Source organism: Prevotella communis, from assembly GCF_022024175.1.
In the GTDB taxonomy this organism is placed as follows: domain Bacteria; phylum Bacteroidota; class Bacteroidia; order Bacteroidales; family Bacteroidaceae; genus Prevotella; species Prevotella communis.
This window is the reverse complement of record NZ_CP091794.1, coordinates 2,980,227-2,995,876: the sequence shown is the minus strand read 5'-3', so window position 1 is coordinate 2,995,876 and position 15,650 is coordinate 2,980,227. Positions and strand designations below refer to the sequence as shown.

General features: G+C 50.1%; 14 protein-coding genes. 3 read left to right on the top strand and 11 right to left on the bottom strand.

What is annotated here, in order from left to right:
* Nucleotides 1-1,395: an aminopeptidase P family protein gene (locus L6466_RS11995; protein ID WP_091850920.1), complete on the bottom strand. Its 1,395-nt coding sequence runs from the start codon at nucleotides 1,393-1,395 to the stop codon at nucleotides 1-3.
* The gene (locus L6466_RS11990; protein WP_091814588.1) at nucleotides 1,382-2,227 is read right to left on the bottom strand and encodes a hypothetical protein; all 846 of its coding nucleotides are present in this window, start codon (nucleotides 2,225-2,227) and stop codon (nucleotides 1,382-1,384) included. Before L6466_RS11990 ends, L6466_RS11995 begins: the two co-directional genes overlap by 14 nt.
* Before the next feature lie 183 nt (nucleotides 2,228-2,410).
* Here L6466_RS11990 and L6466_RS11985 point away from each other — a divergent pair, with 183 nt between their 5' ends.
* Nucleotides 2,411-3,397: a malate dehydrogenase gene (locus tag L6466_RS11985; protein WP_237802731.1), complete on the top strand. Its 987-nt coding sequence runs from the start codon at nucleotides 2,411-2,413 to the stop codon at nucleotides 3,395-3,397.
* A 114-nt stretch (nucleotides 3,398-3,511) separates the two neighbouring features.
* Here the strand turns inward: L6466_RS11985 and L6466_RS11980 are convergent, their stop codons facing one another.
* From L6466_RS11980 to L6466_RS11970, 3 genes are read right to left on the bottom strand one after another with little or no spacing between them, the layout of a single operon-like run.
* Nucleotides 3,512-4,558, bottom strand: a complete 1,047-nt coding sequence (locus L6466_RS11980) for an NAD(P)/FAD-dependent oxidoreductase (RefSeq protein ID WP_091814582.1) — start codon at nucleotides 4,556-4,558, stop codon at nucleotides 3,512-3,514.
* Nucleotides 4,559-4,576: 18 nt separating this feature from the next.
* Nucleotides 4,577-5,911: a DNA recombination protein RmuC gene (locus tag L6466_RS11975; protein WP_237802732.1), complete on the bottom strand. Its 1,335-nt coding sequence runs from the start codon at nucleotides 5,909-5,911 to the stop codon at nucleotides 4,577-4,579.
* Nucleotides 5,912-5,923: 12 nt separating this feature from the next.
* Nucleotides 5,924-6,544, bottom strand: coding sequence for a flavodoxin family protein (locus tag L6466_RS11970; RefSeq protein ID WP_091814575.1), 621 nt, complete (start codon nucleotides 6,542-6,544; stop codon nucleotides 5,924-5,926).
* Between the two features lie 127 nt (nucleotides 6,545-6,671).
* Here L6466_RS11970 and L6466_RS11965 point away from each other — a divergent pair, with 127 nt between their 5' ends.
* Together L6466_RS11965 and L6466_RS11960 are read left to right on the top strand one after the other, a co-directional pair.
* On the top strand, nucleotides 6,672-7,496 hold the full coding sequence (locus L6466_RS11965) for a putative polyvalent protein kinase domain-containing protein (protein WP_091814572.1): 825 nt from the start codon (nucleotides 6,672-6,674) through the stop codon (nucleotides 7,494-7,496).
* A 537-nt stretch (nucleotides 7,497-8,033) separates the two neighbouring features.
* Complete coding sequence (locus tag L6466_RS11960; protein WP_237802733.1) at nucleotides 8,034-8,609, top strand: hypothetical protein; 576 nt, start codon at nucleotides 8,034-8,036, stop codon at nucleotides 8,607-8,609.
* 166 nt (nucleotides 8,610-8,775) lie between these two features.
* Here the strand turns inward: L6466_RS11960 and L6466_RS11955 are convergent, their stop codons facing one another.
* The 6 genes from L6466_RS11955 to L6466_RS11930 form a co-directional block, all read right to left on the bottom strand.
* Nucleotides 8,776-9,090 (bottom strand): nucleotidyltransferase domain-containing protein, encoded by a 315-nt coding sequence (locus tag L6466_RS11955; protein WP_091814565.1) that lies wholly within the window; start codon nucleotides 9,088-9,090, stop codon nucleotides 8,776-8,778.
* Nucleotides 9,091-9,487: 397 nt separating this feature from the next.
* A complete protein-coding gene (locus L6466_RS11950; protein ID WP_091850905.1) occupies nucleotides 9,488-10,270 on the bottom strand; it encodes a ZIP family metal transporter in 783 nt (260 codons plus the stop codon).
* A gap of 86 nt (nucleotides 10,271-10,356) precedes the next feature.
* Complete coding sequence (locus L6466_RS11945; RefSeq protein WP_237802734.1) at nucleotides 10,357-11,103, bottom strand: MBL fold metallo-hydrolase; 747 nt, start codon at nucleotides 11,101-11,103, stop codon at nucleotides 10,357-10,359.
* Between the two features lie 142 nt (nucleotides 11,104-11,245).
* On the bottom strand, nucleotides 11,246-12,793 hold the full coding sequence (locus L6466_RS11940; RefSeq protein WP_091814555.1) for a YifB family Mg chelatase-like AAA ATPase: 1,548 nt from the start codon (nucleotides 12,791-12,793) through the stop codon (nucleotides 11,246-11,248).
* 13 nt (nucleotides 12,794-12,806) lie between these two features.
* Nucleotides 12,807-13,847, bottom strand: coding sequence for a TlpA disulfide reductase family protein (locus L6466_RS11935; protein WP_176944232.1), 1,041 nt, complete (start codon nucleotides 13,845-13,847; stop codon nucleotides 12,807-12,809).
* 8 nt (nucleotides 13,848-13,855) lie between these two features.
* Nucleotides 13,856-15,544 carry a tetratricopeptide repeat protein gene (locus L6466_RS11930; protein ID WP_237802735.1) on the bottom strand — a complete coding sequence of 563 codons (1,689 nt, stop codon included), beginning with the start codon at nucleotides 15,542-15,544 and terminating at the stop codon, nucleotides 13,856-13,858.
* Nucleotides 15,545-15,650: the final 106 nt, after the last annotated feature.

Below are 15,650 nucleotides of genomic sequence, written 5' to 3'. Positions count from 1 at the left end.
TCAGTTGTTTTTTGCTTTGTATACTTCTTCAATCGTCATCGGCTTCTTGATGGTTCCCAACAGGCGGGCACCCTTTTCGGTCATGGCATAGTTCAATTCGTTGCGCAGACCGGTGAAGTTGCGCCAGGGCTTCAGCTTGTCGTAGCAGATGAAGTCGCGGAACTGACCTTCAGCCTCCCATCTGTCCATCAGTTCGGGAATAAAATAGATGCCTGGTTCAACGGTGAATACAAATCCCTTTTCCAGTGGACGGGCCAGTCGTAACGACTTGAAACCAAACTGCTTGCTCTTTACCTGTCCCTCGGCATAACCAACATATTGCTCTCCTAGATTCTCCATGTTGTGGACGTCCAGTCCTACCATGTGACCCAGTCCGCATGGGAAGAACAGGGCATAAGCGCCACATTCGGCTGCTTCTGCAGGGTCGCCCTTCATCAGTCCCAGTTCCTTCATGCCTCGTGCTATCTCCGTGGCAGCAGCGATATGAGCCTCACGGAAAGGCACGCCCAGTTCCAGCTTGTCTACTGCGGCATAGAAACTGCGCAGGTGGATGTTGTAAACCTCAGCCTGACGGTCCGTGAATTTCTCGCCCACAGGCATGGATGATGACAGGTCGCCGGCATAATGACTCTTTGTCTCTGCACCGGCATCAAGCAGGAATATGTCGCCCTCGTTCAACTGGTGTATGAAACCATGATTATGCAGTACCTGTCCCTGTACTGTTGCTATGGTGGGGAAGGCCAGTGCATTTCCATGACGACAGGCTACCTCTTCTACAGCTGCAGCCACCTCGCTCTCGTGGATGCCCGGGCGCACGGTACGATAGGCGGCAAGGTGCATCTCTGTGCTCAGGTCAACCGATTCCTCAATCAGCTGAATCTCCTCGTCATCTTTATAGTTGCGCTGACTGACAATGGCTTTAATGAAGGGCACGCTGGCTTTGTCGGCTTGTGCCGCTGCCTCTATGCCGAGCAGTTCCCACAGCCATACTTTGTGATCACCGCGATAAGGAGGCAGGAAATGAATGGGCTGACTCTTGGCATGCGCCTTGTCGATATAGTTCTTGAGTTCCTTCATGGGCAATACCTCGCTGATGCCAGCCGGTTCACATTTATCACGAAGTGATGGCTGGATGCCCGTCCAGACAATATCGTCGATGGTCAACTCGTTGCCAAACACAATCTCCTTGTCGGCATCGATATCAATGACAGCTGCCAGCGCAGGGTAGTCGAGACCGAAGAAATAGAGGAATGTAGAATCCTGACGGAAACGATAGGTGTTGTCGGCATAGTTCATGCCTACCTCGTCATTACCAAGAAACAAAAGCAGTCCGCTTCCTACGTCCTTCTTCAGACGGGCGCGACGCTTGATATAGGTGTCCTTATTGATTGCCATATTCGTTTACTTTCTTGTGTTTGCTAATCTGCATGTTGGTTTGTGGGAAATATTCGGCCAACAGGTTATACAGGTCAGGGTCAAAGACCTGTAGTTCCTCGCGTGTGTTACACCAGTTGTGCTTGCCGTCGGTATGGGGCATCTCTGCATTCACGTTGAACCAGTCCTGCACGGCCTCGGCAAAATATTCCTCTTTATCTGTCTCGCGATAGGTGCCAGCCAGGATACCCTTGGCTTTTGCCTGTTCATAGCATTGTTTCAACCGACTATCGAAATCGGGCACGGCCAGCATCAGGCCAATGAGATGGATGCTATGGGCAAACTCATGAATCAGGATGTCTTCCGCATGATATTTGTCTATCTGGTAGGCCAGGATGTTTTCCTCTGCACACGAAGTGAGTGGCAACTCCAGGTCACCTCCCAGTCCACGGGCACGCAAGTCCCAGTTCAGCGCCGTATCGTTTACCAGATAATGATGCTCAGGGATGTCGGTGGTGCCTTCATAGCGTGCCATGATGGCCACACGGGTACCACGGGCCACCATCGAGTCGAGTACCGCTTCAGGCAACATCGACGTCATGGCGTACAGCGTTCTGTGGGCAGCCACAAAGGCGGAATCAGGCACGCGCCAGGATGAGATGAGCGCCAGTCCGTTGACATCCACATATTTCTTGTAGAAGGGATCCAGACCCAGTGAATCGGGTGGGGTGGTGACCACACATTCAGGTATGTTGAGCACCTCTTCTTCTACAGCCTTTTCTGATGCGTTCTGGTTGTTCTTGCAGGCAGAAAAAAGCAGCGTTACAGTCAGGAAAAAATAGATTCGTTTCATTTTAGTTGTAGAATTTGCAATTTCCAGTTGGCAAAGATACTAAATAAATTATAATTGACGATTAAGAAGTGAAAAAAAATCTCTTATGAAAACAAAAAAACTCAAACCTCCAAGCATATATCTCAAATCTTTTGCGTAACTTTGCGGCACAAAATAAAATCTTAAACAAAATACTTATATAATATGGCTTTTTTAACTGACGAGAAATTGGTTATTGTTGGTGCCGGTGGTATGATCGGTTCTAACATGGTACAGAGTGTGCTGATGCTGGGTCTTACTCCTAACATCTGCTTGTATGATATCTATGAGCCCGGTGTTCATGGTGTGTATGACGAAATGTGCCACTGCGCATTCCCTGGCGCAAACATCTCTTACACTATTGATCCCAAGGAGGCTTTCACAGGTGCTAAGTACATCATCTCTTCAGGTGGTGCTCCCCGTAAGGAGGGTATGACCCGTGAGGACCTGCTGAAGGGCAACTGTCAGATTGCAGCCGACTTCGGTGAGAACATCAAGAAGTACTGCCCCGACGTGAAGCACGTGGTGGTTATCTTCAACCCCGCTGACGTTACCGCTCTGACCGCTTTGATTCACTCAGGTTTGAAGCCCAACCAGCTGACCTCTCTGGCAGCTCTCGACTCTACCCGTCTGCAGCAGCAGCTGGCTCAGGAGTTCGGCGTTCGTCAGGACAAGGTTACCAACGCCTTCACATACGGTGGTCACGGTGAGCAGATGGCTGTATTCGCCAGCAAGGCTCTCATCGATGGCAAGCCCCTCTCTGAGCTTCCTCTCTCTGCCGAGCGTTGGGCTGAGATCAAGCACATGACTACACAGGGTGGTAGCAACATCATCAAGCTCCGTGGTCGCAGTTCATTCCAGAGCCCCGCTTATCAGGCTGTAAAGATGATCGAGGGTGCTATGGGCGGTGAGCCCTTCAAGTGGCCTGCAGGTTGCTATGTTAACGCTTACGGCTTCAAGAACGTGATGATGGCTATGCCTACCGTTATCGACAAGGACGGTGTTCACTTCACAGAGCCCGAGGGTACTGCAGAGGAGATGGCTGCACTTCAGGCTTCTTACGAGCACCTGCAGAAGATGCGCGACGAGATTATCTCTCTCGGCATTATCCCCGCTGTTGAGGATTGGAGCAAGGACAATACAAACCTCTAATTGAGGGTAAAAGTAATAACGAAAAGTGAAAAATTTGCTACCGCATTAAGATTGATGCGGTAGCATTTTTTTATTTATATTGCGGTAGCAAATTTTTCACTATTCCCTTTTCCCTTATCTCGCTGCTTTGTTGAAAGCCCAGGTGATGAGTCCTGGTGTCGTCTTGCAGAAGAATTTCAGGATGGCGAGACCTATCTCGCTGTAGAAGAAGCGTGAGGCATATTCCTCCCATTTCTTGTTTTCAAATACCTGCTTGTTGACAAGGGGGAAGGGTGCGCCCGTACTGATAGCCATAGCCGCATGACTGGCAGTGAGGAAAGCATAATAGAGCCCCTCGAAGGTCAGTCGGTTGGGGAATCCGCCAGCATCACCAATCAGGATGATGTTCTTGCGCAGAGGATATTCTGTGCTTTGGGGAATATAAGCTCCAAGTGGCTTCTCGTCAGGACAGCCCATATCTCTCAGCACCTTGCGAAACATCTGGGGCGTGGTCATATAGTCGCCGAAGCCCTGCACGTCGTAGCTTTCGTTGGGGAAACTGTAGTAGTAGCCCTGACGGTAGAAACGCGAGAGATTGCCCACGATGGCATTCTCGCGTCCCGTTGGTAGCGAGCGTCCTTCGGCCGAGCGATCTGCTGATTTCGGACCATACTGTTCCATGCAGAGGATGCCATGACTGGCGTGCGGATTCAGGTATTTGCGCACACGACTATTGGCACCATCGGCACCTACAAGATATTCACAGGCTATCTGCCGTCCGCTCTTCAGCGTGACGATAACCTGCGGTCCACTTTCCTCAATACCTATCAGCGCGTCATTGACAAAGGTGCCGCCAGCCTGCTGGTAGCGCTCCAGGAGCTGTGCGTCAAATGTCCTGCGCTTCACGATACGTATCTCTTCGTCCATCATGAAGTCGAGCACCTGTTCGCCCTCAATGCATAGCTTCAGGCGGTGCACGCTGTTATAGTCGTACCTGAAGTCGGGCATCAGTCTAGACAGCAGTTTATACGAGCGTGGTGTCAGTCCGCCACCGCAGATTTTATCCCTTGGAAAGGTGGCTCTGTCAATGAGTATACAGTCTATGTTTCTTTGTTTGAGCAACAGGCCGCAGGTAGTTCCTGCCGGTCCTGCTCCTACAATCAGTACTTTTGTCTGTTCCATATTTCTGGTTCTGGTTAATTATTCTCCTTCGATGAACATGCTCTGGTCCATCTCTGTGAGCGATTTCTTTTTCTTGCTTTCCTTTGCGCCCGCTTTCAGCAGGTTGCGTGCAGCGGTGATAATGCTGGGACCGCTGTCGGCTGTGGTAATCTTCAGTTTCGACATCTTCTTGATGGTGTCGTTCATGCTCGACTCCACATCTATGAAGCGCTGACCGAAGTCCTGCACACGTTCTATCACCGTATTGGCGGCATCCATCATGGCCTGCTGGTTGCTCAACTGGCGCACCTGTGTCCACATCATCTCCAGCACACGCAGGTTCATGTACATGGTCTGCGGACCCAGTATCATCACACCTTCATCGTAGGCCTCGCGCCATAGTGTGGCATCGTTGAGCAATGCCAGGTTCAAGGCCCCCTCAATGGGCACGTACATGATGGCGAAGTTCAGGCGGTTATAGCCCTCGGGCAGGTACTTGGTGTATTCTTTCTTGGCCAGGCGCTTCACCTGAGCCCTGACGCTGTCGATATGGGCTTTCAGGAAGAGACTCTTCTCGGGCGTGCCGTCTTCCGCGTTCATGTAGCGCTCGTAGTCGGTGAGCGACATCTTGGAGTCTACCACCACATGGCGGTTGTTGGGGAAATGCAGGATGAAGTCGGGGATGAGTCCCTTGCCGTCGTCACCTTTCAGACCCTTGCCGCCCTTGTCGCGTAGCGTCTCCTGTGTGTCGTATTGTTCGCCTTCGTGGAGTTCCAGGTCTTCCAACAGTTGCTTGAGCTTCAACTCACCGAAGTTACCCTGCACCTTCACCTCGCCCGTCAGCGCACGTGTCAGTCGGTCGGCCGTCTCGCCGATAGCCTGACTCTTCTGCATATTAATCTTGATGGTCTCGTCCAGTCGGGTCAACGCCTCCGTCTGTTGCTCCTTGGTCTTGTCGAGTGCCTCCTGCATATCCTTCAGACTCTTCTGCAGTGGGTCAATAATCTTTGATACCTGCTCTTTGTTCTGTACACCCAACTCCTCCTGACGTTGCTTCAGGATTTTCTCGGAGGTGGTCTGCATCTGTTCGCGAATCAGGTCCAGCTGACTCTTCACCTGTTCCTCGTTCATCTGCTTCAGGGCAACTATCTGTCCCTCGTGTGCCTCTTTGGTCTGGCGCAGCTGTTTCTCGAACGATGTCTTCAGGTCTTCTATGCGTTGTTCGTAGGCATTCTTCACCTCTGTCAGGGTTTCTGCGTGACGTTTCTCCTCTACATCCAGTTGTTTTTCGTAGGTTTTCTTCTGTACAACGCAGTAGGCACCGGCAGCAATGACGACGGCAACGATGACGATAATGGCAAGAATAATCTCCATATGATGGTGTCTTTATCTGATAAAATTGGTCCTCAGGGGGGCTTCCAGTGAGGGATGTCCCTCTTCGCTGACGTTTAGCTTCTGTATCATCCATGCCATGTTACGTCCCAGGGTACGCATGGTCTGCATGCCTTCTTCATCTTGAGTTGCCTGTCCTGGTGTCTGGCCATACACCATGTTCCAGTATTGCGAACTGACAATGGGCATGTTACATATGGTGAAGTATTTGTTAAGACGGTCAAAAGCGGCTGAGGCTCCACCACGGCGGCATACCACCACGCTGGCGGCAGGCTTGAAACACAGTTCATTGCTCATAGAGTAGAACACACGATCGAGCAGAGCACACAGCGAACCGTTGGGGCCACCATAATAGACGGGAGAACCAATGACGAGTCCGTCAATACCATCCTTTATGGCACGCCATACTTTAAAATACAAATCATCGTGGAACGTGCATTTATTGCCATTTCTGCCACACATGCCGCAGGCTATGCAACCCTGCACAGCATGTTTTCCAATACTGATAATCTCTGTGTCAACGCCTTCTTCATTTAGCGTTTTGGCTACCTCGCTCAATGCTGTAAACGTATTGCCGTTTTCTTTTGGGCTTCCATTAATCAATAGTACTTTCATCGTTCTCTCCTTTGTTTGTTTTTGTGACCGCAAAGTTAAGAAATAATTCTCAATTTAATGTAAAAATGATGAATAATTGAAAGAAAATGCTTATCTTTGCCGTCGAATTGCATGTCATCAATACAACATGAATATGAATAACGCAGACTTCTGGGCATCCGTTCGCGGCATCATCGCCGAGGGCTTCACACCCGACGGTCTGCATAAACTCGATACTTATGCAGAACAGTTTATCAGCGGAAGGCTTGTATATCAACGATTTTCACCGCGAGAACAGTATGGCTGCGCAGCGGGCGGTGAGGCAAATGTCATTGCATCCCTACTCGCGGGAGCAGAAGATTGTGCAGATTCAGATGCTGCACAGGCTCTCAGCGACTTCCAAAGAGAGTGCCAACGCGGAGCGAAGCAGGAGGCAGTTATAGAAAAATGGGCCAAGGCCGTTAGCTGCTGGATGGAGCGTGTTGACGACTCGCTTCAACGTTCCTTCGGCGAAGAGATTGCCGAGGGTGGCGAGGCCAGGGTTTACGACCATGGTGCCACGCTTATCAAGAGCATCGGCCTCGACTACTTCATCCAGCCCATCTTCGCCCTCGACCGTATCGCCCTGCACAATGCCTACTTCCCTGAGACTCGCCTTGTCGTACTCGGCTTCGGGCGCGACAGCCAAGGTGAGTTCAAGATTATCTGTGAGCAACCCTTCATCGGCGGTAGCCATGTGTCCGACGAGGAAATTGCCGACTACATGCAGCGCATGGGCTTCGAGCTGAAGAACCATCGCAACTGGACGTATGCTACGCCCGATATTTACCTCAGCGACATGCACGATGAGAATGTCATCCGCTCCGAGACGGGAGCCATCTGTGTAGTCGATTGCGACATTCGAATTAATACGCCTGAATTGCGACAGGGAGGAACGCGGAGGATTAATAACAAGGTGGTGTTTATTCCATAGCGTGCCGCATTGTTGACATAATAATATAAAGGTATAACGATATGAGCGGATAGACCGGCTTCGGCACTATCCGTTTTTTTATCAAAGAGAGGACGACAGGGTCTCTCTTCCGCTTGTCCCCTGCTTGCTATCTAAGAACTTGTCTAAAGTCTTGTTTATTTCCTTTCGGACAAAAGTTCTTTACCCACATCCTCTGTTTCTGAAAGCTTAAAATTAAACAGATTCATCATATTTTATACGATTTTTACAACTTGATGTGCTAAAATCAAAGAAAAATGTGTATTTTTGCATCGCATTCTTTGGAATGTGACATCTTGATTGCTCAATCTCTCTACCGAATTGGAACCTCGAACGAGAAAAAGCGAGCGAAACTAACGTGCATTGGAGCTGCGCCCATAGAGCGTAGGCTTCACCATAGTACGTTAGAGGCAGTTCCAAGCCTGGTAGGGAGTATGGCGGGTCTGCGCTCTTTTTGTGAAAAGAAGTTAGTGCTGGCTGTAGTTGAAAGCAATAGTATTAACCCTAATATTGAACGAGATGAAAAAGAATCTGTTATCTTTGGTTGTGCTTTTCGCATCACAGATGGTGTGTGCACAGAACATGTCGGAAGGCTGCTATCGTGGATTTGTTGATGGTGGCTATACGATTGGTATTGGCGACTATGATTTTGGTCGTTTTGAAATCAATACGTCTCATGGTTATCAAATCAATCCTTTCTTCTTCATCGGTGGCGGTCTCGGTTTGCACTTTATGCCCGAATACAAGACGAAGGGCATGAATATTGCACTAGACCAGCGTGAAAGCAAGGTTGATATCCCTGTTTTTGCTAATATGAGAGCCAATATCTCTAAAGGAATGATTTCTCCCTTCATTGACGGTAAGGCTGGTACATATGTCACGAATAATGGCGGTCTGTACCTTAATCTATCTGCGGGTTGCCGTTTCGCTTTGAATGAGAAACAGGCAATCGACGTTTCTGTGGGCTATACGACGGAGAAATTGGAGTTCGAGACATTTAAGAGCTTCACAAGTTCCAAGAGCATGGACTATACACGCTCACCAAGAAAGTTGAACACTGAGGGTGTCGCCATTAAAGTGGGATTTGAATTCTGACAAAAAAGATTTCTGAAGGCCACCGCAGAATTTCAGTATCGTCCTCTAATAAATTAATGGTACAGTTTTTTGATTCCCTTAATAAATCAAAAACCTGTACCCTTGATTTTCCCAAAATATTAATTGACAAGATCGACGCGTTGTTCCTAGGTCAGTACATCTTCCTTCATAATACGATTCCTTCTCTTTTTACATTCTGATAGAAAGGAGTAATCAAAGTAGGATTTTCCCATTGTTTACGGGGCATAACGATAGAACTAATTACCACTCCAGATTGAAGCTCGATTTCGTAGAGTTTACTTACAATTGCATGTTCTCTTTCTGGAAGTACCTTATCGTCTGGAAGCAAAATAAGTAAATCAATATCGCTGTCAGCACGGGCATCTCCGCGAGCCTCCGAACCATATAGGATGGTTTGAGCCTCGGGAAGGAATTTCTGAGTCTGTTCCTTGATACGATTTACTATCTCTTGCCTTTTCATGCCGCAAAAATAAGAATTATTTTTCAACATTCAAAATTATGGAAAGAAAAAGTTTGAAGGGTATGAAATTATAAAAAAGATTTTCATGCTCATTTCAAGAAAGTAAATCATCTTTGCTGTATGCTTGTTAGATAGAGAACACGGGGGCGTGAGAAAGTGCAAAAGTCAATACTTTTTACTGAACAACTATTGTTGAATTATTTAGCTGGAACAATATTTTTTGTCAGCTGATTGATGTCGTGAATTGACTCGAGTGAATTCATGAAATGACTCGAGTGAATTCATGAAATCACTCGAGTGAGATTTTAGAGACTGTTTTTGGGCAAAAAAGTCCCATTCACGCCAAAAAGCGATAAAAATGATTTGTTAAGAAAAATGGCTGCTTTCCATTAACCCTCTATCCCATCACGACATCGAGTACCATCATCAGAACGAAACCGATGGCGAAGCCGATGGTGCTAAGATTTGAGTGCTGCCCCTCAGAAGCTTCAGGGATGAGTTCTTCTACCACGACGTAGAACATGGCGCCGGCGGCAAAGGCGAGCATATAGGGCATCATGGGCATGAGCATGGAGGCCAATAGCAATACTGCAACAGCTCCGACGGGCTCTACGGCGCCACTCAAGGAGCCTATCAGGAATGATTTCCATCGGCTATTTCCTGCTGCTCGCATCGGCATGGAGATAATAGCTCCCTCGGGCACGTTCTGGATAGCAATACCTAGCGATACGGCGACGGCGCTGGCAAGGGAAATATTCGTTGTACCACTGTCGGCTCCTGCAAACACTATGCCCACGGCCATGCCTTCAGGCAAGTTATGGATAGTGACGGCAAGGGCCAGCATGGCTGTCTTCGACAGGTGCGAGCGCATACCCTCGGGCTTGTCTGTGCCGATATGCAGGTGGGGCGTCAGTTCATCGATGAGCAACAGGAAGCCCATGCCCAACAGAAATCCAATGGCGGCAGGCATCACACTCCATTTCCCGCTGTCAGCTTCCATTTCCATCGCAGGAATGAGCAGCGACCATACGGATGCTGCTACCATGACGCCCGATGCGAAGCCCAGCAATGACTTCTGCAGTTGCACGGACATCTCGTTCTTCATAAAGAACACAAAGGCGGAGCCGAGCATGGTGCCCAGCAGCGGAATCAGCAGTCCTATGATTAGTGTTGTTGTCATCGGGTGCAAAGATAGTTCTTTTATTTGAATTACACAATACTAAAATCATATGAATTGCAAAAGGAGGACCGAAGCCCTCCTTTCATCTATAGTTTCATCACACGCTTCATCTCCAGGTTCTCGTAGCCCTCGGGGCAGTGGGTGGAGAGATAGACGGTGGGATTCTGCTGGATGAACTCACGCACATGGTCGAGCGTCTGGCGTGCAGCTTCGATATCCTCGAATACGATACTGAGCTTGTTGGCCTTCAGGGCGGCATCGCAATAGGTCACGTCGCCGTGGAACATATAATAGAGTCCGTCGTCCTCGGCAATGATGATACTGTTGCCCTTGGTGTGACCCTTAGCCTCGATAAACCAGATGCCATCAGCCACTTTTTCTGCACGTGGGAAGTTCTTGTACGACTCCTTGTACTCGGCACGGATGATGTTGCCACCCTCTGGGAGCTTCATGGCATCGGCATCCTCTGGCGAGATATACACCTTGGCATTGGGGAAATACTGTATGGCTGCTGAGTGGTCAGGATGCTTATGCGTGATGAGAATCTTCGTCACCTGCTCAGGCTTGTAGCCCAGTTCAGCAAAGGACTCCGTATAATCCTTCACCTTTTCGCCCATGTAGAGTGGGGCGCCCAGTTTCTTCTCTGGCGCTTTGAACTCGTTCTGAAAACCCGTGTCAACCAGAATCACCTCGTTGCCCGTATCAATCAAAAAGTTCTGTAAACTGCTGCGGTAGATAATCTGTTCGTCAGTACCTTCCTTGCCTTCACCACCGAAGGCAAACTGCTGGTTCATGAAACCGCCGTCGAACATGCGGATAGCTTTAATTTCCATAATCGTTTTCGTTTTGGTTAGTAATTGTTATAGATTACGCCGCAAAGATACAACATCTTTTTCATATAACCAAGGGTCATACGAAACAAAAATAGACGGAAAGGAAAAAGTTTCTTCTGCGGCCGCTCGTTCAGCAGTTCGGTCAGATGCCTCGCTCTGCCCAGTCGCCTCTATCCAGATTACGATAGCCGATGGCTTCAGCGATATGGATGGATTGTATCTGCTCAGAGCCGGCGAGGTCGGCAATGGTGCGGGCTACCTTGAGGATGCGGCTGTAGGCACGGGCCGAGAGCTTCAGGCGCTCCATGGCCATGCGCAGCATATCGAGACTCTGGGCGTCTGGCTCAGCAAACTCGTGGAGCATCTTTTCGGTCATCTGCGCATTACAATGGATGCCTGCAAAGGACTTATAGCGCTCCTCTTGAATCTTACGGGCTGAGATAACACGCTCGCGGATAGTGGCGCTGGGTTCGCCCGGCTGCATCTTGGAGAGTTCGGCAAAGGGTACGGCCTGAATTTCACAATGGATATCGATGCGGTCGAGCAGGGGACCGCTGATCTTGTTCATGTAACGCTGAATCTGACCAGGGGTGCAGACGCAATGGTGCGTGGGGTCGCCATAATAGCCGCAAGGGCAGGGGTTCATGGAGGCCACAAACATAAACGAACAGGGGTACTGGATGTTGTACTTGGCACGCGAGATGGTGATGGTGCGGTCTTCCAATGGCTGGCGCAGCACCTCCAGTACGGAGCGATTGAACTCTGGTAACTCGTCGAGGAAAAGCACACCATTATGTGCCAGACTTATTTCGCCTGGCTGGGGATTATTACCGCCACCAACGAGAGCTATCTGGGAGACGGTGTGATGGGGTGAACGGAAAGGACGCTGGCTGATGAGGCTGGTGTCGCGGCTCAACTTGCCTGCGATGCTGTGTATCTGTGTGGTCTCCAGACTCTCGCTCAGGGATAGCGGGGGCAGGATACTGGGCAGACGTTTGGCCAACATAGACTTTCCTGAGCCTGGAGGACCAATCATGATGAGGTTGTGACCGCCAGCAGCAGCCACCTCAAGGGCACGCTTCACGCTCTCCTGACCGCGCACGTCGGCAAAGTCGAACTCATAATGCTCCTGTTGGGCAAAAAACTCCTTGCGTGTGTCGATAATCGTGGGGGAATACAGGTCTCCGCCGTTGAAGAACTGGATAACGTCGAGCAGGGAGTCCATGCCATAGACCTCCAACTGGTTGACAACGGCTGCCTCGCGCACGTTCTGGCGTGGCACGATGAGACCTTTAAACTTCTCTGCGCGCGCCTTGATGGCGATGGGCAGGGCGCCACGGATGGGGAGCAGACGGCCATCGAGGCCCAACTCGCCCACGAGCATGTATTCACCGAGTGTGTCGCTGGTAATCTTACTGTTGGCGGCCAGGATGCCAATGGCTAAAGGCAGGTCGTAACCGCTACCCTCCTTGCGGATATCGGCAGGCGCCATGTTGACGGTGATATCGGCAACGGGAAACTTATAGCCAATATTACCCATGGCAGCACGGATGCGGTCGATACTCTCGCGTACAGAGGTATCGGCCAGGCCGGACATGTGGAGCATGGTGCCGCGGGTGATATTGACTTCAATGGTTACGGTAGTGGCCTCAAGGCCGTTGACTGCTGCACAAAATGTTTTTACCAGCATGATTATTTTAGTTTTACTTCTGGCGGAGCAACTTGTCCACCTTGTCTTTCAGGTCGGCTGCACTCAGGTGACGACCTACGATGTTTCCTGATTTGTCAATAACGATATTTTCTGGGATAAACGAGATGCCAAGGGTTGAGACGAGGGGAGAGTCCCACATCTTACCGTCGCATACATCCGGCCATTTGATACTGTCGTTTTCCAGGGCCTTGCGTCCTTCGCAGGCATCGGCATCCATGCAGATACTGATGACGCCGATGCTGTCGTGGTGCTCGCTCTTCCATCTGTTGAGCTGATGAAGCATCTGCTGGGAGTCAAAACTCCATGATGCCCATACCATGATGACATTGGCTTTCTTGCGGAGCAGACTGTCAGAGACGGTCTTTCCGTTGGTGTCGGTAGCCCTGAACTTGGGCAGCTTGCCTGAACTCTTCAGGTTGCTTGTGGCCTTCAGGCGCTTGTGCAACTGTATCAGGGGAATGCTGTTGGGCTTGGCTTTCAGCATGGTCTCGCTGAGTTTGGCAATGCGGGCATAGTCGGCATCGACAGCCATGATGAAATAGCGACGCAACAGATAGAGGCTGACGGGCGACGCTGGATGTTTCAGGATAAACTCTTCTGCCTTCTGCTTAACGGCTGGGGGCATCATCTCCTTGGTCTGCAGGCGGAAACCTGTGAGCAACTCATTTTCCTCTGTACCTGTTATCTCGGTTTCTTTCAGGTGAGAAACGTCACCTTCCATCTTGATATTGCCGCCTGGGGTGGCAATAATCGGCAGTTCAGAGAAGTTGGGGAAGATAAGGGTCAGGACAACCGTGTCGGGCATGTCCTTGTCATAGGTGAAACGTCCATCACGCAGGGAGATGGTATCCTTCGTGCCATTATCGAAATCGCACAGATAGAACTCGCCCTGATTGATATTCTTGAACTTGCCCTCCAGATGGAAACGGGTGCCCGTCTCGCCGCAGGCACATAAAAGAAGAGGAAAGAGGAAAGCGTAAAGAACGGCTTTCCACTGTCCTCTTTCAGCTCTCCTCTTTTCTCTTGTTATCATCTTCATCTTTACTTGCTAACCTTGGTCAGTTCCAGATCCTTGGCGGCATAGTCGGCCAGTGAGGGATCTTTTGCAATGGCCTGCTTCAGGGCTGCAGCAGCATCGGCTGTCTTACCTGTGCGGGCATTCAGGATGGCGCGCAGATAGTCGGTGGTAGCGTCTGCATTCTTCACGTTCTTCAATGTAGAAGCAGCAGCCTGGTAGTTGTTGTTCAGAATCTGAGCCAGTGCGGCAGAGTTAGACTGTACACGGCCGAAGTCCTGCTCGGCCTGTGCATACTTGCCCTGAGCCAGGTGGAGGTTACCCAGTACCTCGTTCAGTCCGTTGGCATTAGAAGCCTTGGCAATATAGCTCTCTGCGCTCAGCATGTCGCCCTGCTGCAATGCCAGCAGTCCGAGGTTGGCATTGGTCTCAGCCTGGTTGCGGTCGATGGCGGCAGCCTTGTCGAGCCACTGCTTAGCCTCGCTGTAGTTGCCCTTGGCATAAGCCAGACGAGCCAGGTTATTGTAAGCACGCGGGTCGTTCTTGTAGAGCTCAACAGCCTTCTTGTAGGCTGCCTCTGTGCTGGCTAGGTCGTCATCGTAGAGGGTTGCACCATAGAGAATCTCCTCGATGCTCAGCTGGGTGGCGTCGCTCTTCATCTGAGCCAGGATCTGCTCGTCGTCACGACCAATCAACAGGTAGTTGATGGTGAGGCGAGAACGGCGCAACTGAGGCAGGATGCCATCGGTGAGCTCGCGGAAAGCGGCAGAGATATTCTTGATCTGCTGCTCGCGCTCCTCAGGATCCTTATACATAGACAGCACACGCAGGATAACGTCCTTGTCCTGGATATCGCTGGCAGCAACGAGCTCCTGGAAACCTTCCCAGTCCTCTGCTGTATACTTGGTGTCAACGGGAGCGTCCATCTTGGCCTTCTTCATCTCCTTCTTCAGGTAGTCGTTGGTCACGTCCTGACGCTTGTTGGCCAACTTCTCATTCAATGCGTAGCCACCATCGGGTGAAGCATAGGCTGATACCTCGATGTTGTCGAGAGCCATACCTTCCTGATCGGCCACAATCTTGTTGATCAGACGAACGAACTCCTGAACAGAATTGTTCTGCAGCTCGCTCTTGCGCAACTGTGCCTGTCCGATGAGGAACTTGATGTTGGCCTGCTGCTTCTGCTCAGAGATGCGCTGGAAGGCATCCTCTGCCAAAGCGGGATTGGCTGAGGTCAGTGTGCGCTTGTAGAGCTCAGATGTGGCGATGATACCTGTAGCAACCTTTACCTCGGGCACCTTCACAGTCTTCTTGCCTACCTTGGCATCGAAGATGAGATACATATCGCTCTGCTGCATCTCTGGGGTGTAGGCAAAGTTGGTCTTCATGGTGTAGTTACCACCTACGAGGTAAGAGATTGTCTGGTCGTTGCCCAGCACTTTCTCGCCCTGGAAGGTAGCACCTTCGCCATTAACTGATTTGAGACCTTGAGGGGTCTGGAAGCGCAACTGTGGGGTTACGGTAACCACAGCCTTCTTCTTCATGTATTTCTCAGGGAACATACCATTGATGGTGGCAGAGACCTCACCGGCCTGTGTCTCCAGGGGATTTGGTGTCACCTTAAAATTATCTGCTGAGAGAGCACCCAGTTTTCCTGAGCATGATGTCAGCAGTACAGCAGCTGCCGACAGCAAAAGCATTTGAGTAGTTTTCATTATACAATAAGTTTTCTTTTAGTTTTCTTTTTATCCATTGCAAAATTACATATTATAATTGGAATAAACTCAAAAACACGTCTTTTTTTCGATTTATTAAGCATTA